The 25,315-nt window shown below is 40.6% G+C and carries 20 protein-coding genes; 10 read left to right on the forward strand and 10 right to left on the reverse strand.

All coding sequences use genetic code 11. The features are described from left to right. Nucleotides 1–66: 66 nt before the first annotated feature. The 4 genes from uvrD (at nt 67) to G6Q48_RS00260 (ending at nt 4,509) form a co-directional block, all read left to right on the forward strand. Entirely contained in the window at nt 67–2,229 is a 2,163-nt protein-coding gene (gene uvrD / locus G6Q48_RS00245; RefSeq protein ID WP_166263951.1) for a DNA helicase II, read from the forward strand. Nucleotides 2,230–2,424: 195 nt separating this feature from the next. Continuing rightward, nucleotides 2,425–3,189 carry a hypothetical protein gene (locus G6Q48_RS00250; protein ID WP_166263953.1) on the forward strand — a complete coding sequence of 255 codons (765 nt, stop codon included), beginning with the start codon at nt 2,425–2,427 and terminating at the stop codon, nt 3,187–3,189. Nucleotides 3,190–3,440: 251 nt separating this feature from the next. Then, nucleotides 3,441–4,025, forward strand: coding sequence for a 2OG-Fe(II) oxygenase (locus tag G6Q48_RS00255; protein WP_166263955.1), 585 nt, complete (start codon nt 3,441–3,443; stop codon nt 4,023–4,025). 214 nt (nt 4,026–4,239) lie between these two features. Continuing rightward, complete coding sequence (locus G6Q48_RS00260) at nt 4,240–4,509, forward strand: hypothetical protein (RefSeq protein ID WP_166263957.1); 270 nt, start codon at nt 4,240–4,242, stop codon at nt 4,507–4,509. Between the two features lie 83 nt (nt 4,510–4,592). On the opposite strand, the gene prfH is transcribed toward G6Q48_RS00260, so the two are convergent. The 6 genes from prfH to G6Q48_RS00295 form a co-directional block, all read right to left on the reverse strand. Then, nucleotides 4,593–5,204, reverse strand: coding sequence for a peptide chain release factor H (gene prfH / locus G6Q48_RS00265; protein ID WP_166263959.1), 612 nt, complete (start codon nt 5,202–5,204; stop codon nt 4,593–4,595). Further along, nucleotides 5,204–6,337, reverse strand: a complete 1,134-nt coding sequence (locus tag G6Q48_RS00270) for an RNA ligase RtcB family protein (protein ID WP_166263961.1) — start codon at nt 6,335–6,337, stop codon at nt 5,204–5,206. The genes prfH and G6Q48_RS00270 overlap by 1 nt, the downstream gene beginning before the upstream one ends. 850 nt (nt 6,338–7,187) lie before the next feature. Next, on the reverse strand, nt 7,188–8,906 hold the full coding sequence (locus G6Q48_RS00280; RefSeq protein WP_102139893.1) for an amidohydrolase: 1,719 nt from the start codon (nt 8,904–8,906) through the stop codon (nt 7,188–7,190). Nucleotides 8,907–9,007: 101 nt separating this feature from the next. Continuing rightward, nucleotides 9,008–10,360 carry an APC family permease gene (locus tag G6Q48_RS00285; RefSeq protein ID WP_102139894.1) on the reverse strand — a complete coding sequence of 451 codons (1,353 nt, stop codon included), beginning with the start codon at nt 10,358–10,360 and terminating at the stop codon, nt 9,008–9,010. A gap of 927 nt (nt 10,361–11,287) precedes the next feature. Continuing rightward, entirely contained in the window at nt 11,288–12,181 is an 894-nt protein-coding gene (gene rarD / locus G6Q48_RS00290) for an EamA family transporter RarD (RefSeq protein WP_102139895.1), read from the reverse strand. A 157-nt stretch (nt 12,182–12,338) separates the two neighbouring features. After that, nucleotides 12,339–12,809, reverse strand: a complete 471-nt coding sequence (locus tag G6Q48_RS00295) for a thioesterase family protein (RefSeq protein ID WP_102139896.1) — start codon at nt 12,807–12,809, stop codon at nt 12,339–12,341. A 156-nt stretch (nt 12,810–12,965) separates the two neighbouring features. On the opposite strand from G6Q48_RS00295, the gene pldA reads away from it, so the two are divergent. The 5 genes from pldA (at nt 12,966) to G6Q48_RS00320 (ending at nt 18,698) form a co-directional block, all read left to right on the forward strand. Next, nucleotides 12,966–13,859, forward strand: a complete 894-nt coding sequence (gene pldA / locus G6Q48_RS00300; RefSeq protein ID WP_166263963.1) for a phospholipase A — start codon at nt 12,966–12,968, stop codon at nt 13,857–13,859. Between the two features lie 110 nt (nt 13,860–13,969). Continuing rightward, nucleotides 13,970–15,796, forward strand: coding sequence for an ATP-dependent DNA helicase RecQ (gene recQ, locus G6Q48_RS00305; protein WP_102139898.1), 1,827 nt, complete (start codon nt 13,970–13,972; stop codon nt 15,794–15,796). 20 nt (nt 15,797–15,816) lie between these two features. Next, nucleotides 15,817–16,812: a lysophospholipase L2 gene (gene pldB / locus G6Q48_RS00310; RefSeq protein WP_102139899.1), complete on the forward strand. Its 996-nt coding sequence runs from the start codon at nt 15,817–15,819 to the stop codon at nt 16,810–16,812. Nucleotides 16,813–16,825: 13 nt separating this feature from the next. Further along, the gene (gene yigL, locus G6Q48_RS00315; protein ID WP_166263965.1) at nt 16,826–17,638 is read left to right on the forward strand and encodes a sugar/pyridoxal phosphate phosphatase YigL; all 813 of its coding nucleotides are present in this window, start codon (nt 16,826–16,828) and stop codon (nt 17,636–17,638) included. Nucleotides 17,639–17,894: 256 nt separating this feature from the next. Beyond that, nucleotides 17,895–18,698 (forward strand): SEL1-like repeat protein, encoded by an 804-nt coding sequence (locus tag G6Q48_RS00320; protein ID WP_102139902.1) that lies wholly within the window; start codon nt 17,895–17,897, stop codon nt 18,696–18,698. A 3-nt stretch (nt 18,699–18,701) separates the two neighbouring features. Here G6Q48_RS00320 and G6Q48_RS00325 read toward each other — a convergent pair whose 3' ends face one another. From G6Q48_RS00325 to rsgA, 4 genes are all read right to left on the reverse strand, one after another. Then, nucleotides 18,702–19,040, reverse strand: coding sequence for a hypothetical protein (locus tag G6Q48_RS00325; protein WP_102139903.1), 339 nt, complete (start codon nt 19,038–19,040; stop codon nt 18,702–18,704). 8 nt (nt 19,041–19,048) lie between these two features. Further along, a complete protein-coding gene (gene mscM / locus G6Q48_RS00330; RefSeq protein WP_102139904.1) occupies nt 19,049–22,390 on the reverse strand; it encodes a miniconductance mechanosensitive channel MscM in 3,342 nt (1,113 codons plus the stop codon). A 33-nt stretch (nt 22,391–22,423) separates the two neighbouring features. Continuing rightward, nucleotides 22,424–23,320, reverse strand: a complete 897-nt coding sequence (asd, locus tag G6Q48_RS00335; RefSeq protein WP_102139905.1) for an archaetidylserine decarboxylase — start codon at nt 23,318–23,320, stop codon at nt 22,424–22,426. Nucleotides 23,321–23,477: 157 nt separating this feature from the next. Next, nucleotides 23,478–24,530 carry a small ribosomal subunit biogenesis GTPase RsgA gene (gene rsgA / locus G6Q48_RS00340; protein ID WP_166263967.1) on the reverse strand — a complete coding sequence of 351 codons (1,053 nt, stop codon included), beginning with the start codon at nt 24,528–24,530 and terminating at the stop codon, nt 23,478–23,480. Nucleotides 24,531–24,639: 109 nt separating this feature from the next. Between rsgA and orn the strand changes: the two genes are divergently transcribed. After that, nucleotides 24,640–25,185, forward strand: a complete 546-nt coding sequence (orn, locus tag G6Q48_RS00345) for an oligoribonuclease (protein ID WP_102139907.1) — start codon at nt 24,640–24,642, stop codon at nt 25,183–25,185. Nucleotides 25,186–25,315 lie beyond the last annotated feature (130 nt).

A 25,315-nucleotide genomic window follows, 5' to 3' on the forward strand; every position in this document is an offset into this window, starting at 1 on the left:
AGTGGCAATCGCCATTGTCAATAACCTCACAGTGGTGTTAGCCACTGTTTTGCTTTGATGGTAACTATGGACGTCTCTTATCTGCTTGAAGGTCTTAATGACAAACAGCGCGAAGCGGTTGCCGCACCGCGTACCAATTTACTTGTCCTTGCGGGGGCGGGTAGTGGTAAAACTCGGGTGCTAGTGCATCGAATCGCATGGCTAATGTCTGTGGAAAATGCTTCTCCATTTTCAATTATGGCAGTGACGTTCACGAACAAAGCAGCGGCAGAGATGCGGCACAGAATCAATCAATTGATTGGAACCAGTGAAGGCGGAATGTGGATAGGAACATTCCACGGCTTAGCGCATCGTTTATTGCGCCAACACTATATGGATGCCAATTTACCCCAAGATTTCCAAATTCTCGATAGCGATGACCAATACCGTTTAATTCGTCGTTTACTTAAAGCGATGAATTTAGATGAAAAACAATGGCCACCACGTCAGGGGATGTGGTACATCAATGGTAAAAAAGATGAGGGTCTGCGTCCTCAGCACATTGAAGCTTACGGAAACCCAGTCGAAGCCACATGGCTAAAAGTATACCAAGCTTACCAAGAAGCCTGTGATAGAGCCGGGCTCGTGGATTTTGCTGAGCTATTATTACGTGCCCATGAACTGTGGTTAAACAAGCCTCATGTATTGCAGCATTATCGTGAGCGTTTTACCAATATTCTTGTCGATGAATTCCAAGATACCAATAATATTCAATATGCATGGATCCGTGTACTCGCGGGGGATACAGGCAAAGTCATGATTGTTGGTGATGATGACCAGTCAATCTATGGTTGGCGTGGCGCTCAAGTCGAAAATATCCAGCGCTTTCTTAATGATTTTCCTGGTGCAGAAACTATCCGTCTTGAGCAAAACTATCGCTCAACGAATAATATATTAAAAGCAGCGAATACATTGATCGCGAATAATAGTGACCGCTTAGGAAAAAATTTATGGACGGAAGGTGGAGATGGCGAGCCAATTTCCCTCTATTGTGCTTTTAATGAGTTAGATGAAGCCCGCTATGTGGTTGGGCGTATTAAGCAATGGCATGAAAATGGGGGAGCTTTACAAGATTGCGCGATGCTGTACCGTAGTAATGCCCAGTCTCGTGTATTGGAAGAAGCGCTCATCCAAAGTGCTATGCCATATCGTATCTATGGTGGGCAACGTTTCTTTGAACGCCAAGAAATCAAAGATGCGCTTTCTTATTTAAGGCTGATCGCAAACCGCAATGATGATGCCTCCTTTGAACGGGTGGTCAATACACCAACACGCGGGATCGGAGATAGAACACTAGATACTGTTCGCCAAACTGCACGGGATCAACAACTGACATTATGGGAAAGTTGTGAGTACTTACTTCGCGAGCAGGTTTTGGGAGGGCGGGCAGCCGCTGCAATTGAGCGTTTCTTAGAATTAGTCGATGCATTAGCTAAAGAAACCCAAGACATGCCATTACACGTTCAAGCTGATAGAGTGATTAATGACTCAGGCTTACGAGCGATGTATGAGCAAGAAAAAGGTGAAAAAGCACAGGCACGTATTGAAAACTTGGAAGAGCTAGTCAACGCGACTCGTGACTTTAGTTATCAAGATGAAGACCAAGACTTAATGCCACTGCAGGCTTTTCTTTCTCATGCGGCATTGGAAGCGGGGGACGGGCAAGCGGATGTCAGTCAAGATGCGGTTCAATTGATGACTTTGCATTCAGCTAAAGGTCTAGAGTTTCCAGTTGTATTCATTGTGGGAATGGAAGAAGGTATGTTCCCAAGCCAGATGTCGATGGATGAAAGCGGTCGCCTTGAAGAAGAGCGTCGCCTTGCCTATGTCGGTATTACCCGAGCAATGGAAAAACTCACGATCACCTACGCAGAAAGCCGTCGGTTATATGGTAAAGAAGTTTATCACCGTCCTTCACGTTTTATCGGTGAGCTACCAACCGAGTGTGTTGAGGAAGTTCGTTTGCGAGCGCAGGTTTCAAGACCAGTTAGCCATCAACGCCTTGGAACCCCGATTAGCCAAAATGATTCGGGTTATTCATTAGGGCAACGAGTGATGCACCCAAAATTTGGTGAAGGCACGATTATTAATTTAGAAGGTAGTGGCGAGCACTGTCGTCTACAAATCGCTTTTCAAGGGCAAGGGATTAAATGGCTGGTGGCTTCTTATGCACGGCTAGAAATGCTGTAGATCTCAATTCAATATAGTACCGCGAAGAATTGCGGTACTAATCTACAAATAAATATAATAGAAATTATATAACACTGAATAATGTATCCTTTATTTTATAAATTAATGATATATTTAAACTGTTTGTTTTTTATTTTAACTTGCGATAATCTTTATTCTCATTTTTGATTAAATTAATTAATGGAGATTATTCATATGGAAAATGAAATTTTTGAAAATATAAATAAAAATCTAGATTTACTTAGGTTGAAAATAGAAAGAGTTAATAAGTTATTAATTAGTGTAAATAATAGTGCTGATGAATCAATAGAGAGAATGGATTCTGTTCGTGAGGGTTTGTTAGTATCTAAAAGGCGTGATTCGGATAAAATTAAAAATACCATGAATACGGTTGAAGTTAAAATAATGGAAAATTTATCTGAGCAGTATAATAAAGTAAAACAAATTTCTGATATGTTATTAAAGCAAGAATCCATGCTTACCGATTTGAAAGAAGAAAATTGGCATTATAGTCAATATGAAATTGATATATATATCAAGGAAGTCAATCAAGATTTGCAAAATAATGAGATTTGGAATCAGCCAGAAAATAATTTCAAGAAAATAGATTTTATTAATCATGGCGGATTACGGGGCATGATTTTCACACCTATTTCTAGTTTCAATAGGAAAAGTAATGAGTTAGCTAAAGAGATTTATGAAGTTGAAATGTTAATGAAAGAAATGAATCGAGAGCGTTTAAATATTGAATTACATTTCTTTAAAGATATCAATATACCTACATCATCGCCTACTCAACTCCAACAGCCAGATACACTCGCTGAGCAAATTGTAGGATTCAAACCAGCTTATGAGAGTAATGCTTCATCAAGTATTGATTCACTAATATTGGATCAAAAACCCATCATTCAAATTAAAGGTTGTGTCGGAAGAACGGCAATGTGTGGAATAACACACTAAAGATATCATCTTGCTAATTGGTTGGGGGGCTCACTGGTTACCGCGAGGCCCCTTAATTAATATCCTATCGAGGGGGAAATTCATTTAGTATCAATATAGTAGATTTCACTCGAAAGCCTGCATTTAGAACGCCTACTTTTAGGATTAATTATCGATATAGTTGTTGAATCATCAAGATTCACGTTTTTTATTTTAATTTTTTCCGACAATAAAGTATAAAATCTTACCTAATAACCATTCTTATATTCATCATGTCTATCAATAAACTCATTGATTCACTTTCCTCACAAGGTTGGTATGTGTGGAACGATTTTCTGACCTTGTCAGATATTAAAACGATAAAACAATGCATACCAAACACATTGCAAGATGTACGTATTGGGCATAGAGATTCATTACAAGGTAATAAAGCTGTTCGCGCTGATCAAACTATTTGGTTAGAGCCTGAAATGGGGGCGCCTATCACCCATTATCTCGATAAAATGGAACAGATAAGGCAAGAGTTGAACTGCCAGCTTTATCTAGGGCTACGTGATTTTGAAACGCATTTCTGCCGTTATCCTAATGGTGGATTTTATAAAAAGCATCTTGATAACCCAAGAGGACAAGGGCGTCGTAAGGTGACTACTGTTTTATATATGAATGAAACATGGCAAACAGGAGATGGCGGTGAACTTGTTGTCTACGACAAAGAAAACAATCAACTGTTTGAATTAGAACCTCGGGCTGGCCGAATGATTTTTTTCATGTCTGAAGAATTTCCACATGAAGTGTTACCGACTCAACAAAAACGAGAAAGTATTGCTGGTTGGTTTTTAACAGAAAAAATACTCTAATCCGTTCAGGCTATTACCACCTCTGACTGAGGTGGCTGATAGAAGTATTCTCATTATTTATACATACAACAAATTTTATAACAGCGGTTTCAATATATTAATTTGATTTTTTGTTTTTCTTGATATTAAAGTTATTCGAGTCTTAGTGTTTTAATATTCAATTATTCACTGTATTTTCTATTCTATTAATCAATTATATAAAAGGAGTTTATAAATGAACGATACTGATAAATTTGGTTATGGTTCTAAACAATCCCAACAAGGTGTTAGCGTTATAGAGTATGAGCGCCAATTAGAAAAAGCATTGAAGGAATTAAGTGAGAAAAATATAGGCGATACTGTGATAGTTAATTCTAATAATGATATGTCATCATTAATTCAAAATGTAAATCATTTCCCAGCGCAAAAAGACTATTTATCAGTGATTGAAGTAGGAGGTTATTCATCTAAATTGAATAGTTCGATTTTTTATGATGTTAAATAGGTTTATTTTAGAATTCGAATAATTAAATATTCTCTAATATTGCATTAAATTATGTGCCACCCTAATAAGAGGTGGCACTAATTTTACATCAATCGCTTGAATTCATTTCCTAAAAAAGTAATTACTGCGTTTCCTCTTTCTATTTGATAATGAGAATGATGGCGTTGTTTATCCAGATCATTAATTTGTTGTGACTGGTGCTCATTCAGTTTCCATTGTATTAATTGTTTTGCGAGCTTTTTGTTAGCGTGTTGGCTACGCTCAGATTGCACTTTGACAGTGATCCCCGTGGCTACATGCTTCGCTCTAACCGCAGAGGACGTTTTATTAACATGCTGCCCCCCAGCCCCTTGCGCTTTGGTAAACTCAAATTCAATTTCACTTTCTTCGATAGGTTGAACAGGGGAAAATTGAGTTACGCTTAAGAACCAGTTTTTTCGTTTATGCCGTGGCCGAATAGGGCTTTGGCATTGCCACTGGATCGTACCACACCAATTGCTTGCTAAAGGTTCAGCACCTGCACCCTCTAAGCAAACTAGGGCAGACCTCAGCCCTTTTTTAGATGGAAAAGACTCTAAGACATCATAAGTGACATGATATTTTTTAGCCTCTTGCAGAAAGCAGGCAAGAGCCTTTTCGACAGCAATACAGCACTCTTCCGGCCCTTGAGCTGAGGAGAATTGTAATAAGATCATTAACATTCTCCACTGGTTTTGTATGTGATGATGGGTCTAAGGCGTGCAACCACTTGAATGACACCAATATTCACCATACTTTCAATGACAGTATCAATAGATTTATAAGATTGTGGGGCTTCTTCGTAAATCAATTGTTTGTTTGCACAGATAACACGACTACCTAGTGCCGTTCTTGATAATTGAATCGGTGTATATTTATGAGATAAACGTCCTTTACACTCAGTTCGCATCCATTTACGCCCAGCGCCGTGAGCAAGAGAATTCAGACAAACTTCATTCGGTTGTGGGGAAACCAGATAACTGTAATCACCTCGAGAGCCAGGGATAACGACAAGCCCGCGATCTGATGGTGTGGCGCCTTTTCGGTGTATCCATCCATCAATACCATTAATTTTGCAGGCTTCAACTAAGTTATGATTGAGGTCGAGTATGCGTTTACCCTTTGATTTAACTTGCTGCAGCATACGTAAACCGATCATCTGACGATTTAGCTGGGCAAAATTCAAGGCATTCTGATGTGCTTCCAGATAATCTTTTCCATCTTGAGTACTGTCTATAAGCCCATTATGGCTATGACTTTCTACATGCTGGCGAAGGATTGATTGGCCTAAACCACGAGAGCCACTGTGAACTAATAACAGTAATTGTTGTTTATCTAAGCCACTCATACTGAATAATTCTGTATTTAATATTTCGTCAACAGATTGAAATTCAGCAAAATGATTTCCACCGCCAATAGAACTTAATGATGACATAAAATCATGTGATTGCATGTTATTTGGAACATGCTCTTCAAGCCATGATAAAGGCGCATGATCTGGCATCTCAGAAAGTTGTTTTTCGAGCTTATCGAGGTTAACTTTCGATTTTTTAAGATCAGTTTGGAACAGCGCCATTCCGCAGCCGATGTCATTGCCAACTAACGCGGGATAAAAGCGCTTGGTAGAGAAAAATGCCGCGCCAATCGGGTATCCTCGACCTGGATGAAGATCAGGCATGCCGACAACAGATACCATATCAGGTAAGCTTGCAGTTGTTTGTAATTGTTGGATTGCTTTACTTTCAATCCATGTAGATCCTGTGGCGATATAGCTAACTTGCTGATCCACAGTATGTAAGGTATTGCCCATAAGCTATTAACTCATTTTTAATTGAAAAATAAGGTGAATTAGCAGGCAAAATTAAGAAAATAGATTAACTAACGAGAGTGGCTATTTCTGAGTGTGCCCGCAAAGAGTTTGATTAGTTGTTGTCATGGTAAACCTCCTTGCAGTTAGTAGATGAATAGAAAACGTTGCGGATACTAACGGTAACTTTTTTCTTTTGCAAGCGCAATTTTTAAAATTGCGGATTTTTAGTCTTTTTCTGAAGTTAATATATAAAAACAATATAGAAACAAATAATTTAAATCTATTAATGATATTTTATTTAATAATTTTCAAATAAATAATTAGATGATTAGATTTATATTTTTATTTATTTTAATGGAATTAAGCGTGAGTGAAATATAAAAGTTTGTTATTATTTTTGCGGGTGCTTGAGCCTTTCTGGTTCAAGCATATTAAGTTGGATAAAATATTTGGATTAGAAATGGAAAAGCCCCGTTAGTTATTATTAACCAACGAGGCCCAAACCTAACCCGACAGTTAGGATTGTGCCTCTTAACCATTAAGAGGTCAAGGGAAATGAGCAAGTTCGCAGTGATTGCGTTTGTTTCAGCGTGTATTACCGTGTTTAGTATTTCAGTACTAATGCGAGACAGACTTTGTCTAATTGTCATTAGTCATGGAAATACAGTTGTTCAAACAACGTTTTCTTACGAAGAGTAATGTTGCTTTACGAGGGAATTTATTCCCTCGTAATTTCCCGATTTAATTGTGAGTATTAAGGTTTGGAATTAAGTGCCCAATTAAAAACACCCCAAGATATTATTTAATCTTTGGGGTGTTTATTTAATTAATTATTTGAATAATTAAATTATTAAGCAATATGTACAGTTTTTCCGCCAATAATTGTGCGTAATACTTTTACATTCTCAATATCATCAGCTGGGATCTCAAATACATTACGATCCAGCACGATCATATCTGCAAATTTTCCAGCTTCTAATGAGCCAAGTACATCTTCACGGTGTTGTGCATAAGCGGAGTCTATCGTAGCAGAGCGCAAAACTTCAATTACCGTTAAGTCTCGGTCATTATCCAGCCTCGGTGCTTTTTGGCCATTAATATCACGGCCACGGCGTGTTGCTGCCACTTTTAAGTCATACCACTCGTCGAAATCATCGATTGGCCAGTCACTACCAAATGCAACAACCGCGCCCGCGTCAACAAATTTAGCGATGGGTTCAAGTTGCTCAAAACGTTCATCACCGAGCATTTTTTTCTCAAAAGCGGCGAGTTCTGGCGTTGGAGCGGCCCACTGGAAAGATAAGCAAGCGATGGTTTTCAAACGCGCAAAACGTGCATAGTCATCGGCATGGACTAATTCATTGTGAGCGAGTCCTGGGCGAATATCTTTTTCTGGGTGTGCAGCTCGCATTTTTTCTATCGCATCTAAAACGATGGAAACGGCGCCTTCACCTACAGTATGCAAGTGAGGGTCATAGCCCGCTGCGGCAATTTTTTCCATTAATTCATCAAGAATCTCAGCCGTGAAATACAAATCACCGTAGTTATCGGTTTCTACCCAATTTGGCGCGTCATCCGTGCCCTGATTGATGCGGTATGGCTGCAATAACGACGCTGTCATCGTTGGAAATTGCATGACACCATCAACAAACATTTTAATATTATTTAAGCCAATACCTGGGGTTGGTATCCAATCGGCTTGGTGCCATTTTTTGGCAAATGCAACGGCTTTATCCACAGCTGCTGCTACTGAGGCAACATCAGGTGTTTCATCTGGGGTAATTTCACGAGCTGCTTGGAAGCGGATCGTCAAGTCGCCACGTTGCTGTAATTGAGAAAAGGCTTCAAGCTGTTGTTCTGAAACGCGGGCATCCATCACCATAGTCACACCTTGCTGATTAAGTACTTTCTGTACTAATTCAGCAACTTCAATAGCTTGGTCGTCACGAATTGAAGGAATGCTATCGGCAGCACGCATAGCTGGCGCGTCTTCAAGGATACCGTTCAACTCGCCATTCTCGTATTTACCAATCTTACCATCGGGTGGCTCAGGCGTATCTTTGGTGATACCAAATAATTCGAGTGCACGGCTATTTGCGAGCAATGTATGGCAGTCATTTGAAAATAATACGACAGGGCGTTTTGTATTGAGCTTGTCCATATCTTCACGGTACATATCAACACCCGCAGGGATCATACCTTGACGTAGCCATGCTGTGACTTTGAGCCAATCATTTTCCCCTGTACGAGGGTCTTTATCGAGGTGATCTTGTACACGCGCTAAAATTTGGTCGATAGTTAACGATTCATAATTTAAATGACAACCGAAGAGTTGAATACCGCCCCAAAAAGGGTGCATATGACCATCAATGATGCCAGGCATCATCATTTTGCCTTCGAGATCGATACTCTCTGTTTCAGGGCCAACATATTGATGAAGTTCATCAGAGGTGCCTGTGGCAAGAATGTAACCATCACGAACAGCAACCGCATCGACAACGCGATTTTTATCATCTGCGGTATATATATAACCGTTAAAATAAATAACGTCAGCTAATTGATTATTCATTGTAAACCGTCTGTATCAGTGGTGCTTTGGTGGCACCAGCGCTAAAAAAACAACGGGGAAGGCAAGTGCTCCCCCGTAATCATTTATAAGACTTGAAATGCTTAGTTAATAATCATTTCAGTTTCATCGTCAGAGATTGCAGGTGGACGACGAGTAAAACCATGGGTCAGAAGTGCTAAGTAAATTGCACCTGCGGCTAGCCACCATAAACCCACTTTAAAGGCTTCGCTATCAAGGCTTGTCCATAACCATAATGTTAGGATAACACCAATAGAAGGCATAATCAGGCAAGTGATAATTTTTGTATTATCCAGCGGTGCTTTACGGTCAATATAAAAATGTTTAATGACCGATAAATTCACAAAAGTAAACGCAATTAAGGCACCGAAACTGATCATTGAGGCGACCATACTGAGTGAAAGCACCAATGAAAGTAATGACGCTAGCGCAACAAAAATAATCGAGTAAATCGGTGTGTTGAGTTTTGGATGCAAATAGGCAAACAGCGAACGTGGTAACACGCCTTCACGGCCCATCGCATAGAAAATACGCACAATACTGGCTTGTGAGGTCATTGCTGAGGCAAATACACCAATAACATAAGCGGTGATAAAGCTAGATGCCATCATCGCACCACCCACTTGTTTCATTACCGCAAGGCTAGCAATATCGGTATTAGGAATAAAATCCTGCCACATTGGGTAAACCAGATGCGCACCATAGGAGATGACGACAAACAGGGTACCTGCGATAAACACGGTGTATAAGATAGCTTTGGGTAACGCACTACGCGCATCTTTGGTTTCTTCTGCCATGGTGGAGATCGCATCAAATCCAAGGAAGGCTAAACAGAGTACCGCAGCACCTGCAAATAACCCAGATACTTGTTCTGACATGACCGTAATCGGTGCTAATAAAGCATCAGTATCCAATACAAATGAAGTTTTGAAACTCAAGTATAGGAACACGGCAATAAAGATAAATTGCATTAAAATGATTAGCATATTCATTGAGGAAACTAATTTAATTCCCAAAATATTCATAATGCTAACAATTGTAATTGTGCTGCAAATAATCACATACATTGGGATATCAGGGAACGCTTCGTGAACAAAGATCCCAATCGCAATGTAGTTAATAATAGGTAGAAAGAGGTAATCTAGCAGTTGTGCCCAACCCACTAAAAAACCGAGTGTGCCGCCAAAGGTTTTTTGCACATATGAATAAGCAGATCCTGAAAGCGGAAGTGCGCTTGTCATGCGGCAATAGCTCATGGCAGTGAAAAAGACAGCAGCTAATGTAATTAAATAAGCGATAGGCAGATGGCCTTCACTTAATACAGTCACTTGTCCATAGGTGGTGAAAATTCCGAGTGGCACCATATAAGCCAGCCCGAAAAAAACTAACGCAGGCACGGTCAGTACGCGTTTCATTTGAACGGTATTCTGTTGCATTTTTAAGCCCTTCCCAAAAGCCTTTAACAACGTCAACTCTGTCTGAATGTTCAGGCCGAGTGAACCTAAAATGCAGCCGTACTCGTCATACTTCGAATCACAACGTTGTTGGCTTCACTCGTTCGCACTAGTCACATACTTTTGTATGCTCCTAGCGACTCTCTTGCTTGCCGCCTAGTTGTGTTTTCGAACTATTTAGAGTCGAACTCGTCATACTTCGAATTACAATGTTGTTGACTTCACTCGTTCGCACTAGTCACATACTTTTGTATGCTCCTAGCGACTCTCTTGCTCGCCGCCTAGTTATGTTTTCGAATTATTTAGAGTCTTAACGCTACATGATTGTATAAAATTAAATTTTAGAACCGTCTGCATTCAATTTCAGAAAACCTCGCACCAGGACATTTTTAAAATGAAATGTCATCGTGCGCACTTTAATGAAACGTCAGTGATGAATCGGACCATCACCATCCGCTGGGGTGAATACAAGCGGCGTACAATATAATTACCAAGTTCCTATTAAGCAATCATTAATTGAAAAAAATAAACAACTACTTTTATTTCAAAGGGTTGTTTGATGGATATGTTTATTAATTGAAGTGGATTTAAGATAAGTTAAATGATAGCCATTATGTATAGAAAATCAAGATGAAATTTTGTTGTTTAACTTGTTGATTATTTTGGCTAAATTTATTTTTCTTCAATGACATATATAGATAAGAACAAAGAGATTTAATTTAAGCTTAATTTAGTACAAGGTAGATGAGGAATTGGGTATTTAATTAAATAGCCTGTTTGCATTAATTAATTTAACTATTTAAGTTCCATATAATGAAACACCGACTTCGTTTAAAATATAAAACGAGAGTCGGTATTTAATATTAGCGCTATTTATCGGCTATCTGAATTTCTGAAAACCATTATCCGTTATTTTCTTCTCAGTTTTTGCTGAGTATATAAAGCATCTAATGTAAATAAAATTAATGCAACCCAGATAAACCCAAAAGTGACTAACAATTCAGATGTCATGACTTCACCGTACACAAAGACGGCAAGTAAGAACATAATACTTGGCCCCATATATTGGAAAAAGCCTAGAGTTGAAAGTCTTAAATGGTTAGCGGCTTCTGTAAAGAGTAACAGTGGCACCGTAGTAATTACCCCTGCGGCAATTAGCAGGGCATTCAAATGCCAATCATTCATTGCCATATCGCTAGTTGGACTATCTGCAAAAAATAATAAGAAGATTATACCGACAGGAAGAAGCCAAAGTGTTTCGAATGTCATTCCTGTTTGTGCATCGACACCTAATTTTTTGCGTAATAAGCCGTAGGTGGCAAATGTAACAGCCAAACTTAGCCCTATCACAGGTACTGAGCCAAATTGCCATAGCTGGATCAAGACACCCGTTAATGCAAGACCAACAGCAATCCACTGCATACGACGAAAACGTTCTTGTAAAAATAACATTCCAAACAGTACGTTAACTAGTGGGTTAATAAAGTAGCCTAAGCTAGCTTGTAGCATATAACCATTATTAACTGACCAAATATAAATTAACCAGTTACAAGCAATCGTCGTTGCAGTCACACCAAGAACTAATATTTTCTTTGGTTGCTTCAGTACTTGGCGGACATAGCTCCAATGCCTTGAAACGGTTAATAATAAAATCATAAAGAAAAATGACCAAATAATACGATGAGTCAGAATTTCTTCTGCGGGCACTTCTTGGATGCTTTTAAAATAAATAGGTGCGACACCCCAAATAAAATAGGCGCCTAAGGCACATAACACGCCTTTGGTAGTATTTTGCTGGCTCATTGTTGGCTCTGAAATTGAATTAAAGACTAAAAGAAACTTATACAGAGAGACCGAGCCGACTTAAGCGGCTCGATTTTTGATACCACTAATGTGACATTGCTCAGGTTTTTTTACAAGTTATTAGTTTAGCAGGTGACTAATTATTTATATTCTATTTCTACCCAACTAGATAAGTTGCCGTTGCTGTCGCAATATGTTGATTATTTTCATTATGAAGCTCACAGCGGGTAACGGCTATTTTATTACCGTCTCTTAATAAGCTGGCACTGGCGGTAAAAAGTTGGCCTCGACCGGGGCGTAAATAATCAACTCGTAGGTCAATTGTCCCCATACGGGACATTTTGTCGACAATCTCAGTATGGGTTAATGGGTTAATTCGCTGCAAAATACGGTTAATGCACACCATGCCCCCTGCAACATCTAAAATCGAAGCGATCACACCGCCATGTAGGATGTTTTGAGTGAAATTACCAATTAATTGCTGACGATTCTCAATGCTAAGCTGAACAAAATCATCATTTAGACTCATTAATTTAATACCAAGTAGCTGGTTAAATGGCATTTTATAAATAAAAGCATGGCTCATTAACTCACTGGCTTCTTCTAAAGTATAAGTACGGTCATTCATCGTTTTCATCCTTTAAAAATATGTAAATAATAAGTTAACATTATGTGTAAATGATGTCTCTAACAAACGAATGAATAATCTTTCAACAGTTATTTAGTTTTGTGTGTAAAATAGGACAAACTTTTTTTTGGACGATGTTGAAAATAGGAATGACTAATGCGCGCTTTACCGATTTTGTTAAGTGCAGTGCTCAGCTTTTGGTCTGCTTCACTGTTTGCAGCCGAAAATACAGATATTCAGCCTGTTGACGATGTAAAAAATACCCTACCAATTCGTGGTAGCATCATTTCAGGGTTACTACAGCACCACGATAACCCATTTGTATTGTACCCGTATGAATCGAATTACATCATTTATACCTATACTTCATCGATGAATAAAAATGCGATTTCTAGCTACAATTGGGGTGATGATGCGTTAAAGGATGAAGTTAAATTTCAATTAAGTTTAGCTTTTCCTTTATGGGCGGGTATTGCTGGTGATGACTCTATTTTAGCCGTTTCTTATACTCAACGTTCTTGGTGGCAGTTAAGTAATAAAAAAGAGTCTTCACCATTTAGAGAAACCAACTATGAGCCTCAAGTGTTTGTTGGCTGGCTAACCGATTACCAATTTGCGGGTTGGACGTTACGTGAGTTTGAAACGGGCTTTAACCACGAGTCAAATGGGCGTTCAGAACCAACCTCTCGCAGCTGGAACCGAGTATATGCGAGAGCGATGGCGCAAAATGGTAACTGGCAAGTTGACCTTAAACCTTGGTACCGCATTCATGAAAGTGAAGGGCGAGATGATAATTCCGATATTACCAAATATATGGGCTACTATCGCTTAAAAGTAGGGTATGCATTGGGAGACAGCGTATTTACTACAACTGGGCGTTATAACTGGAATACGGGTTATGGTGGCGCCGAGTTGGGGTGGAGCTATCCAATTAGTAAACATGTGCGTTTTTATACCCAGTTGTTTAGCGGATATGGCGAGTCGATGATAGACTACAATTATCGCCAAACACGTTTTGGTATCGGTGTTATGCTAAACGATATGTTGTAATGGAAGAAAAACTCAGTTCTCTATTCAGTTCTGAGTTGTATACCAAGTCATAAATCAACAAATTCGCTGCTCAATTGGGCAGCGACTTGTTTTATCTATTGAGGAAGTTTGTGTCCACTGCTTGCGTCATTAACCAACTTTCATTGGCTGAAAATGTGCTCAATAGTACATTTGGTTATCAGTCATTTCGCCCTGGGCAAGATGCCGTCATTGGGGCTATCCTGGATAACCGTGATTGCTTAGTGTTAATGCCAACTGGGGGCGGGAAATCCCTTTGCTATCAAGTTCCTGCTTTAGTTAAAGAGGGCGTCACACTGGTCGTTTCGCCATTAATATCATTAATGAAAGACCAAGTTGACCAATTGCGGTTACATGGGGTTAATGCTGCGTGTTTAAATTCATCGCAAACGTCACAAGAGCAGCGCCAAATCATGGAAATGTGCAGCCAAGGGGAAATAAAACTACTGTATGTTGCCCCTGAAAGGTTGTTAACTGACTATTTTCTAAGCCAATTAGCAGGATGGAATATCACCTTGCTAGCGGTGGATGAAGCCCACTGTATTTCCCAATGGGGACATGATTTTCGCCCTGAATATCGCGCACTAGGCCAATTACGGCAATCATTGCCCAATGTACCCGTGATGGCGCTAACCGCGACTGCGGATGAAACCACTCGTGCAGATATTATTCGTTTATTAGAGCTACATGAGCCACTCGTCCATGTGAGTAGCTTTGATAGGCCAAATATTCGTTATACCTTAGTCGAAAAATATAAGCCGTTAGACCAACTTTGGTTTTTTATTAAAGGCCAAAAAGGTAAAGCGGGTATTGTTTATTGTAATAGTCGCAATAAGGTTGAAGAAACGACAGAGCGCTTACAAAAACGCGGCTTAAGTGTCGCAGCTTACCATGCAGGGTTAGACGCTGCACAACGTGAATGGGTACAAGACGCATTTCTAAAAGATAACTTACAAGTTGTTGTGGCGACAGTCGCTTTTGGAATGGGAATTAACAAATCAAACGTTCGCTTTGTCGCTCATTTCGATATTCCGCGTAATATCGAAGCGTATTATCAAGAAACAGGGCGAGCAGGGCGCGACGGTGTTGAAGCCGAAGCCATTTTATTTTATGACCCAGCAGATATGGCATGGTTGCGTCGTTGTCTTGAAGAAAAGCCAGCGGGTATGCAGCAAGATATTGAACGACATAAGCTGAATGCTATCGCGGCTTTTGCAGAAGCGCAAACCTGCCGTCGTTTGGTGCTACTTAATTATTTTGGTGAAAATCGCCAGCAACCTTGTGGTAACTGTGATATTTGCTTAGATCCACCAAAACAGTACGATGGGTTAGTGGATGCGCAAAAAGCGCTGTCTTGCATTTATCGTGTTGGTCAGCGCTTTGGTATCGGCTATATTGTAGAGGTATTGCGTGGTGCGAATAATCAGCGTATCCGCGAATTAGGTCATGATAAATTGCCTGTTTACGGTATTGGCAAAGAGCAAACGAATGAACACTGGGTCAGCGTGATCCGTCAACTGATCCATTTGGGAATGATCACCCAGAATATTACGCATTTTTCAGCGCTTCAATTAACTGAGGCTGCAAGGCCTATATTACGGGGTGAGGCGACACTGAAACTCGCCGTTCCGCGTGTTTTAGTGGTAAAAAGCCGTAATCAACAAAACAAAATCTATCATGGCAATTATGATAAAAAGCTCTTTGCGAAACTGCGTAAACTGCGTAAATCCATTGCAGATGAAGAAAATATTCCGCCATTTGTGGTGTTTAATGATGCAACATTGATTGAAATGGCTGAGCATACTCCGACTTCACCAGCTGAATTATTGTTAATTAATGGTGTTGGCGAACGCAAACTCGAACGTTTTGGGGTGGCATTTATGGCACTTATCCAAGACCATCTTGAAGGTTATGAATGAATAAATAAGGAAGCTGTTGGATGACGCCTGAATACCTAAAAGAGAGTTGGCTGAATCGAGAAACTCAATTTTCTGCTTTTACAAATGGCCCACTTTTAGATTTCTGGCAACACCGTGAAGAATCTCAATTTATAGGTGTTGATGATATTCCCATTCACTATGTCCGTTTTATTCATCCCAAGCATCACAAAGCAATTGTCATTTCACCAGGGCGCAGTGAAAGCTATGTAAAGTACCCGGAAGTGGCTTATGATTTTTATCATTTAGGCTATGATGTTTTTATTATTGATCATCGTGGCCAAGGCCGATCAGGGCGAATGTTAGCGGATCCTCAAAAAGGCCATGTTGAAAAGTTCACTGATTACATTGATGATTTTGAAAAGTTCATTGAGCTTGAAGTTAAATATCGGCATTATCCAAAATGTTACGCGTTAGCTCACTCAATGGGGAGCGCTATCTTAGCAGGGTATTTATTACGAGATAGCGTCACATTTGATGCAGCAACCTTATGTGCACCGATGATTGGAATTAATCTACCGATGCCTCGTTGGATGGCGAGCTTTATTGTTGATAGAGCCGAATCTCGCGAAAGTGTCCGTAATGACTATGCGGCTTCTACGGGGAAATGGCAGCCGTTACCTTATTTAATCAACGTATTAACACACAGCCCGGAGCGTTATCGGCGTTACTTACGCTATTATGCCGATTATCCCGAATTGCGCTTAGGTGGGCCAACTTACCATTGGTTACGTGAAAGTTTTGTGATTGGCGATGAGCTAATTGCGAAAGCGGGAGAAATTGATGTACCACTGATGGTGCTGGAAGCCAGTGAAGAAAAAGTGGTCAGCAATAAAGAGCTACAAGCTTTTTGTCAAAGCAGGCAAAAAGCGCAAATAGGACGAGAAGAAAAATTACCTCTCATTATTGAAGGGGCACACCATGAAATCCTATTTGAAGTGGATGCATTAAGAGCGATGGCGCTCAATGCTATCTGTGATTTTTTTGAGCAGTATTAGTTAGGGTTTGAATATGAAATATCCTGTAGTTGCTTCCGATTTAGATGGGACACTGTTATCTCCCAATCATGACTTAACGTCTTATACAAAAGACACCTTGAAACAGCTAGTGACTTCGCAAGATGTGCATTTTGTGTTTGCAACAGGCCGTCACCATGTGGATGTTGCTCAAATCCGTGATGGTTTAGGCATCGACGCGTATATGATCACATCTAACGGCGCACGGATCCACAATACTCGCGGTGACTTAATTTTTGAGCACAATGTTGATCCTCAAATTGCTCACGAGTTGTGTTTGATGGAATTTGATAACCCTGAACTTATCACTAACTACTACCATGGTGATGATTGGTTTATCAACCGTGAAAGCCCTGAACAAAAAGAATTTTTTAAAGAATCGGTATTTAACTATCAGTTATTTGATCGCCATGATTTTGCCACTTCTGAGGTCTGCAAGGTTTACTATACTAGTGAAGACCATGACTTGCTGGTGGATTTACAGCAGCGCATTCAAGCACGTTGGCAAGATAAAGTGAATGTCACGTTTTCACTGCGTAGCTGCTTAGAAGTTATGGCTGGTGCTGTTTCTAAAGGTGAGGCTCTGAAGCAAGTTGCGGCACTACATGGCTATACCCCGAGTGATAGTATTGCTTTTGGCGATGGCATGAATGACAAAGAAATGCTGACGATGGCTGGAAAAGGCTGCATCATGCAAAATGCTCATCAATTGCTAAAAGATGCGTTACCGCACATGGAAGTCATTGGTTCGAATAGTGATGATGCTGTTGCTCGTTATCTGAGAAATAAATACCTTAATAACGCATAATTTATTTTGTTATTTGAAATAGAGAAACCAGATAGGCAATATGTTTATCTGGTTTTTTATTATCTCAATTAGATGAAAAACGTAAGTTCCCATAGCGAAAATGCAGCGAAACGTGCTTTTTGTGAAATTTAGGCCATTTTTCCTATTTTTTCTGACAAAAAGTAAATTTAAACTAGGGGGATGAGTGTTTAGGTCGATATTAATGGATAGCACTGTTTTCACAGTTTGCATATTGCACTGTTGAGGGTTCCTTAGGATGAAAAGAATTGCGTTAGTATTGTTGTTGGGCTCGATTTGTTATAGTTCCGTTTTAACCGCTAAACCTACCCCTGTGCCAGCACCGGCAACAGCAGCACAAGAACCCTCGATTGAACAAATTACGCAGTTAGCACAAAAAGGTGATCCTAAAGCCCAATTCCAGCTAGGTGAACGTTATTTTAAAGGGTTAGGTGTTTCTCAAGACTCTAAAGCAGCGGCTGAGTGGTTTATCAAGGCAGGAAACCAAGGGAATTCAGATGCGCAATTCCGTCTTGGCACTATGTTTGTAAATGGTTTTGGTGTACGTCGTGATTATGACAAAGCGATGCTATGGTATGAGCAAGCTGCAGAACAAGGTGATACCCGAGCTGAAACCAATATGGCGATGATGTATGCGCAAGGCCTAGGTGTCACTCAAAATTTAGAAAAAGCGGCATTTTGGTTTAGAAAAGCAGCGCAAGGCGGAAATATACTTGCTCAATTCCAAATAGGCCAAATGTACTCGATTGGCAGTGGCGTTGATTTAGATGATGAAAAGGCGGTGTTTTGGTTTAGAAAAGCCGCAAAACAAAAAGATGCGAAGTCTCAAGACCGCTTAGGCGTCATGTACTCTGAAGGACGTGGCGTGAAGAAAAACTTGCAGCAAGCCTACGCATGGCTTGCAACTGCAGTGTTCAGTGGCAACGCAGAAAGTCATCGTCTACAAAATAAGATAGCGGCTCAGTTAAGTCCTGAAGAATTACAGCAAGCACAAAAGTTAGCAGAAGATTATATTAAATCGTACGGTTTTAAAGCCAGCTAATGATTAAGCGGATGTGTGGGATACGATTTTGTATCCCACTAGTATGACAACAGACAGTACAAGATAGCACCAAGAAAGCCGATAAAAACGGTTGTTTCCCCAGCCTCGACGAATAGCTAGCTGTTGCTGTTGCGATGATAGCTTGCCACAAAGTACACGAAACCCAACGATATAAACTGCACAATATACTTGCCAGAGGTACAGTGTATTAAATGCAAAAGCTTTCCCAACAATTAATAAGATAATTAATGGAATTAAAAAGAATAAAATCGACCCAACACGTTCAAGTTGGGTGATCTTTAACATCACTAACTCATCTTTATCATCTGATTTTAATGGCATAATACGGCTTACAGTTCCCCTGATTTACGACTTGGATTACGTCCTGAAAGATTGTTTGTCGCACTTTGTAGCGAATTATCACGGACATCCACCCTTGCTTGGAATGGTGGGAATGGCAAGGTAATCCCTTGTTCAGCAAAGGAAACTAAGATGTTTTGGTGAATTTCATGGCGCGCAGGTAACCGGTGGCCCATCTCAGCAGCATAGACCCGTAATTCGAAAATTTGAATACCTTGTTGTAAATCAACTAGATAAACCTCTGGTGCAGGGTTATCTAAGATCATGGTAGAGCGTTTAGCTGCCCGTAAAATGGTATCTGTTACCAGTTCACTATTGGCGTCAGAAGGGGCAGGAATGGTCATTACAATACGAGTGATCGTGTCAGAAAGTGACCAGTTAATAAACTGTTCAGTAATAAACGCCTTATTTGGCACAATAATTTCTTTTCTGTCCCAGTCTGTCAGCGTCGTGGCACGGGTGTTGATCTTGGTAATACTCCCCGTTAAGTTACGGATAGTTACGGTATCTCCAATTCGGATCGGTTTTTCAAATAAGATCATCAACCCTGAGATAATATTGGCGAAAATTTCTTGTAAACCGAAACCAAGCCCGACCCCCATTGCCGCAACAAGCCATTGTAGTTTTGACCACTCAATCCCTAACATAGAGAAGCCAACAATGGTTCCGATAATAGTAATCGTATATTTTGTTAATGTACTGATGGCGTAGCCGGTACCGGGTGTTAAATCCAAATGTTGGAGTACGGCCAGCTCAAGTAAAGCGGGTAAGTTACGAACTAATTGGGCGGTAACGATAATAGTCAAAATGGCAATGAAAATAGAGCCCATGGTGATAGCTTGTACGGTATCAACGCCATTAACCGTTGATGTTACATCCCATAAGCGAATATTTTCAAGGAAAGAGAATGCGGTATGTAGCTCGGACCACAGCCAAATCAATGAAACCAAGGCAATCATAGTTAAAATCGAACGAACTAACCCAACAGATTGGGTACTGATGGCATCTAAGTCGATAACCTGCTCTTCGATATCAATATTCCCTTCACTACTAGCGTTTGCTTGCTGGTTATCGTCCTCACCTTTAGCACGTTGCGCTAATATCTCAGCACGACGCTGTTTTGCCCGCTCAAAGGCTAATTTACGGCGCTGCATCGACATCCAACGGCGAATTGTATGATAAACGATAAGAATGACAAACCAAATGGCGACAGAGGTTTCTAAGCGCGCTAGTAAGGCTTGTGAGGTTGAAAAATAACCTAAAATGGAGAAAAACCCAGCAACAATAGGTGCGAGTAATATCATCCACCACAATGCTTTATTAACAATATTTTCACCGGACCCATGTCTATCTAAATAGAGAGGGATCTGTGAGCGACGTAAGTTATTGGTAATTAAGCTAAGTGCGACACATAAAAAGATAAAACAGAAACGGCCAATACTGGCTGCAAATTCTCTGTCGCTATAATGTTCAAAAGTAATAATTGCCATGACTAATGGGACGATGACAAAAATAGCCATTCGGTAATAGCGCATCGCACGTTTAACTGAGTCTCTATCCCAACCGAAGTGAGAAATAAACAACCCTGTAGGGCGAGAGAACGTTTCGCTGATCATAAATAGCCACAGCAACGGTGTCGTGGCGCTAACGCCATAGCCGATGGCAGCGGCCATCGGGAACTGCCAGGCACTTTGTAAGCCATAACCGATGGCGGACCACATCATAGGGAGAGGAAGTGCGACAATAATTGACCAGAAAATAGTACGAATAGTTAAGTAAAACCGGTCTTGTGTCACCTTACCAATACGTAAACTGGAACGGTCAAGAAATGCTTGGTAGTGCTTGCGAGTACTGATACTGAAAATGACTAAGGCTATTGAACCGAGAAGATACAAAAAGGTATCTTGGGTCGTTACCATAATACGCAGTGCGCCAGCCAGTTGAGATAAAGTATCCAGCGAGAGTAATTGAGTAATATCAGTTACTAACATGACCGGGTAGCTGATGCTGATTGGTGGAACATCTGCAACCCAGAAAAGATAACGGTTTGAAGCGTCTTTGACCTCTTTCAATGCATCGGTCAATTGCCCTGTAGCGACATTGAGTTTCGTCAGCTCTAACATTTCGGCATCGAGACCCGAAATTAAAGAGGTTAGCAGCTCACGACGAGTTTTAATCAATGACTGATAAACTTGCACTTGAGCCGTATTGAGCTCATTAGCCGTTTCTTGCTCGGTTGTATCTATTTTACTTAGTCTATCGAGGCTATCTTCATAATTTAAGCGTTGAACACGTAAATCAGCCATTTCACGATCAAGTTGCTGGCTTTTTGGAATATCCGGTAAACGAGAAAGCTGTGTTCGGAGTGCTTCCCCTAATGTACTTGAGCTGCTTATCCACTGAGCTTGCTCGCGAATAGTTGTGAGTGCTTGGCGAGCATCACGGATACTCGTTGATATTTCGGCTTGGCTATTGGTAATTGCGCTCATACGCTGTGCTTGAGCGGTTAATTCCTGAGACATTTTGCGATTAATATCAAGCTGCTCAGTTAAAAATGGGGTCAGCTCACCTTGCGCAGCCAACATTTCTGTATGTTCTAACGCTAAAATTGCTTTTTGTTGGCGTTGGGTATTTTGGAAATCACGCAGGTTTTGCAACTCAAGTTCCATACGTTGATAGCGTTTTTTGTATAATTCCAACGTAAGGCGTGAGATTTCTTGGCGGTTATTCGCCGAAAGCTGCGCCATCTCTAGTTCATTAACTGTTGATTTGCGAGCGCTTACTTCGGCTTGAGCCAACGTATATTGGGCATCGGCTAATGGCGTTGATGGTGTACTCAGAGACTGAAAACGCGAGGAAGCATCAGTGAGTAAACGTCTGGCTTCAGAAAGTTGTTGTGGCAGAATACTGAGTGATTCACTGATTTCGCGGCCTTTATCTTGCTCTTGTTGAGTTAAGCGGCTTTGATCAAGTAATTGGCTGCTAAGCTGAATAATGCGTTGTTCAAGTTCACCTAAGCTGATACCAACCGGTATAGGGGCGGGCTCATCACTTTCATTGAGAATTTTTTGTCTTATTTCTTTGATAATTCTAGGAAAGTTATCAATTGCTTCTTGATAAGACTTGGCTTTTGCATCGGAATCGCGTGTCTCACTCATCCAATTTAGCGCACCTTGCAATGCTTGCGCTATCTCTGCATCTTTAGGATTGGTGCTTGACTCGAGTTGTTTGAGCTCCTGCTTAATCTGTGCTTCGTCCTGCGCTGCAGTCGGCGCTGCAACGGAAGAGAAAACGATTAACAGGCTAAGAAAAAAACTGATAATCACACGCACAGTGAGGAGCTCCTTCAAGGGATAATAATTTAATTAAGCGTCAACGGACTCTTCTGCCACTGTACTTGTAACAGTTTCAGCGAGTAATTCACCCATCCGAGTTGCATAACCAGGGATCAGTGATGAATTAAAGGTTACTTTATTCGGTTCAAATAAATTAATCACCGTTGAGCCCAGTTTAAACAGCCCCATTTCCTCACCTTTTTTCAAGAAAACAGCACCTTCAGAATCCAGCTCAGGGTAAACCCAACGCTTGATGACACCTTCACGCGTGGCGTTAACGCAACCGCTCCAAACTGTCTCGATACTACCAACGATGGTTGCACCTACAAGGATTTGTACCATTAGGCCAACAGGGGTGTCAAAGACACAAATCAAACGTTCATTTCGTGCAAACAGGTTGGGAACATTTTGTGCCGTTAATGGATTTACAGAGAATAAATCACCTGGCACATAAATCATCTCTTTGAGTAAGCCATCACATGGCATGTGTACACGGTGATAGTCACTAGGGGAGAGGTAAGTGGTAATAAAGTCACCACCACGAAAACGTTCTGCTAATTGGTATTGGCCAGCAAGTAATGCTTCAACGGTGTAATTATGGCCTTTAGCTTGGAAGATAAGGTCATCATTAATCGGGCCTAATTGGCTCACGGCACCGTCAGCAGGTTGAGCAAGTTGATGCTCTTTTTCGACAATCGGGCGAGCGCCTTCTTTTAGCAGGCGGATAAAGAAATCATTAAAAGTGGCATAAGCCGTAAGCTCGCTTTTTTGTGCTTCGTTCATGTTCACTTTATAGACTTTTGCGAACAGTTTAATTGCCCATTGCGTCATGAAACCCGCATTGCGACTTGCGAACCAGCCTGCAAATTCAGTAAGACATTGTTTTGGAAGCATATATTGCAAGCGAATTTTAATTTTATCTAGCACGTTAACCTCTGATTTTTAAAGGTATGTTAGCAAAAGGGCGGCTATTGTACACAGTTTACTCGTCATATTTCAAACGGCCGCGTAACTGACTAACCGTGATTAAATTATTTAGAGCTGGTTTAACGTTAGTGAGTTATTTTGTAAGTACTCACTAACATTATTTCTCTTTTGCCGTAAAATTGCTGCGAGGTTTGATTTGTTCCATGCTTTCTAAAATGCGATGGTAGTTTTCAAAACGTGATTCAGCAATTTTATTTGCTTCTACGGCTTCACGTAACAGGCAACCTGGGTCATCCAAATGTTTACAGTCACGGAATTTACAGCCACCAAGGTAATCTTTAAATTCGACAAATCCTTTGGTCACTTGTTCCGTGGTTAAATGCCACAAACCAAACTCACGCACACCAGGGGAGTCAATCACATCTCCACCCAATGGGAAATGGTATAAGCGGGCTGTTGTTGTTGTGTGTTGCCCCAGCCCTGAGTTGTCTGAAACGTCATTGACTAAAATGGCTTCTTCATTGTGTGGAAGCAATGCGTTTAATAAACTGGATTTACCCACACCAGACTGCCCAACAAACACTGACACTTTACCTGCTAGCGCGTTAGTAAGTGCTTCCATGCCTTCATTGGTATGGCTTGAAACTTCGAGAACTTGATAACCAATATCACTATAAATCGTCATCAAATCGCTTACCCACTCGCGGTTTTCGTCGTCGAGTAAGTCGACTTTATTAAGAACGATAACAGGCTTAATCCCCGTGGTTTCACAGGCAACCAAATAACGGTCAATAATATTCAGCGAAAGCTCAGGTAAAATAGCGGAAACCACGACAATTTGGTCAATATTAGCGGCAATCGGTTTCAAGCCATCATAATAATCGGGACGAGTCAGAACAGAGTGGCGTTCATGAACCGCTTCAACAATGCCATTTACTTTGATATCGCTTTGTGTGTTCAGGGCAGGCCGCCACACCACGTTATCCCCTGTAACGAGGGAAGAAATGGTTCTGCGTAAGTTACAGCGCTGGATAGTCCCGTCACTTGCTTGAATATCAGCATGTTGCCCAAAACGGCTGATGACTAAGCCTTCTTGTGCTTCACCTAATTGGCTATCATCAATCTCAACTGTTTTTTGTTTTTTGAGCCTTTTTTGATGATTTTCTTGAACTCGGCGCTGTTGGCCTTTCGATAGTTTCTGTTTAGCCACCTGTCCTCTCTTTACTATGGGCGGTATTTTAGGGTTACTCACGCCTGTCACTGATGGCATGAAGAGTGCTATCATACCTTAACTTCATAGAATGCGGTTAGGGTATATCATGCAAAAGAATGAGAATAATTTAATTTGGATCGATTTAGAAATGACGGGGCTCGATCCTGTTCGTGATCGTATTATTGAAATAGCGACCATTGTAACAGATAGTCATCTTAATATTTTAGCAGAAGGCCCTGTAATTGCAGTACATCAAACGGATGAACAACTCGCTTTAATGGATGAGTGGAATGTAAACACTCATACCAACAGCGGCTTAGTTGAGCGTGTACGCAAAAGTACCGTAAGTGAGCGTGAAGCTGAGTTAGCCACTATTGAATTTTTAGAGCAATGGGTTCCACAGGGGGCATCACCCATTTGTGGGAATAGTGTTGGGCAAGATAGGCGTTTTCTATTCAATTATATGCCTGAATTAGAAAACTATTTTCATTATCGCTATCTTGATGTTAGCACACTAAAAGAGCTCGCTCGTCGCTGGAAACCTGAAATTTTAGCGGGTTTTTCGAAGAAAAATACCCACCAAGCTCTTGATGACATTCGTGAATCAGTGGCTGAATTAGCTTATTACCGAGAAACATTTATTAAAGAATAAATGATTCGTTATGAAAGTCGCCATTGGCGACTTTCATTCGCGGTTTTTTCTCAATAAGTTAACAATGTTAACGTATTGAAATCAGCTTATTACAATGGCTGTCGATAAAATCACCATTGTGATTGTTTTG

Origin of the sequence: Providencia sp. M-27 (assembly GCF_011077905.1) — a bacterium.
GTDB classification, from domain to species: Bacteria; Pseudomonadota; Gammaproteobacteria; order Enterobacterales; family Enterobacteriaceae; genus Providencia; species Providencia huaxiensis.

Excerpts from the sequence above, each read along its gene's own strand:
- uvrD (WP_166263951.1), top strand. The coding sequence starts at position 67 with ATGGACGTCTCTTATCTGCTTGAAGGTCTTAATGACAAACAGCGCGAA.
- G6Q48_RS00250 (WP_166263953.1), top strand. The coding sequence starts at position 2,425 with ATGGAAAATGAAATTTTTGAAAATATAAATAAAAATCTAGATTTACTT.
- G6Q48_RS00255 (WP_166263955.1), top strand. The coding sequence starts at position 3,441 with ATGTCTATCAATAAACTCATTGATTCACTTTCCTCACAAGGTTGGTAT.
- G6Q48_RS00260 (WP_166263957.1), top strand. The coding sequence starts at position 4,240 with ATGAACGATACTGATAAATTTGGTTATGGTTCTAAACAATCCCAACAA.
- prfH (WP_166263959.1), bottom strand. The coding sequence starts at position 5,204 with ATGATCTTATTACAATTCTCCTCAGCTCAAGGGCCGGAAGAGTGCTGT.
- G6Q48_RS00270 (WP_166263961.1), bottom strand. The coding sequence starts at position 6,337 with ATGGGCAATACCTTACATACTGTGGATCAGCAAGTTAGCTATATCGCC.
- G6Q48_RS00280 (WP_102139893.1), bottom strand. The coding sequence starts at position 8,906 with ATGAATAATCAATTAGCTGACGTTATTTATTTTAACGGTTATATATAT.
- G6Q48_RS00285 (WP_102139894.1), bottom strand. The coding sequence starts at position 10,360 with ATGCAACAGAATACCGTTCAAATGAAACGCGTACTGACCGTGCCTGCG.
- rarD (WP_102139895.1), bottom strand. The coding sequence starts at position 12,181 with ATGAGCCAGCAAAATACTACCAAAGGCGTGTTATGTGCCTTAGGCGCC.
- G6Q48_RS00295 (WP_102139896.1), bottom strand. The coding sequence starts at position 12,809 with ATGAATGACCGTACTTATACTTTAGAAGAAGCCAGTGAGTTAATGAGC.
- pldA (WP_166263963.1), top strand. The coding sequence starts at position 12,966 with ATGCGCGCTTTACCGATTTTGTTAAGTGCAGTGCTCAGCTTTTGGTCT.
- pldB (WP_102139899.1), top strand. The coding sequence starts at position 15,817 with ATGACGCCTGAATACCTAAAAGAGAGTTGGCTGAATCGAGAAACTCAA.
- yigL (WP_166263965.1), top strand. The coding sequence starts at position 16,826 with ATGAAATATCCTGTAGTTGCTTCCGATTTAGATGGGACACTGTTATCT.
- G6Q48_RS00320 (WP_102139902.1), top strand. The coding sequence starts at position 17,895 with ATGAAAAGAATTGCGTTAGTATTGTTGTTGGGCTCGATTTGTTATAGT.
- G6Q48_RS00325 (WP_102139903.1), bottom strand. The coding sequence starts at position 19,040 with ATGCCATTAAAATCAGATGATAAAGATGAGTTAGTGATGTTAAAGATC.
- orn (WP_102139907.1), top strand. The coding sequence starts at position 24,640 with ATGCAAAAGAATGAGAATAATTTAATTTGGATCGATTTAGAAATGACG.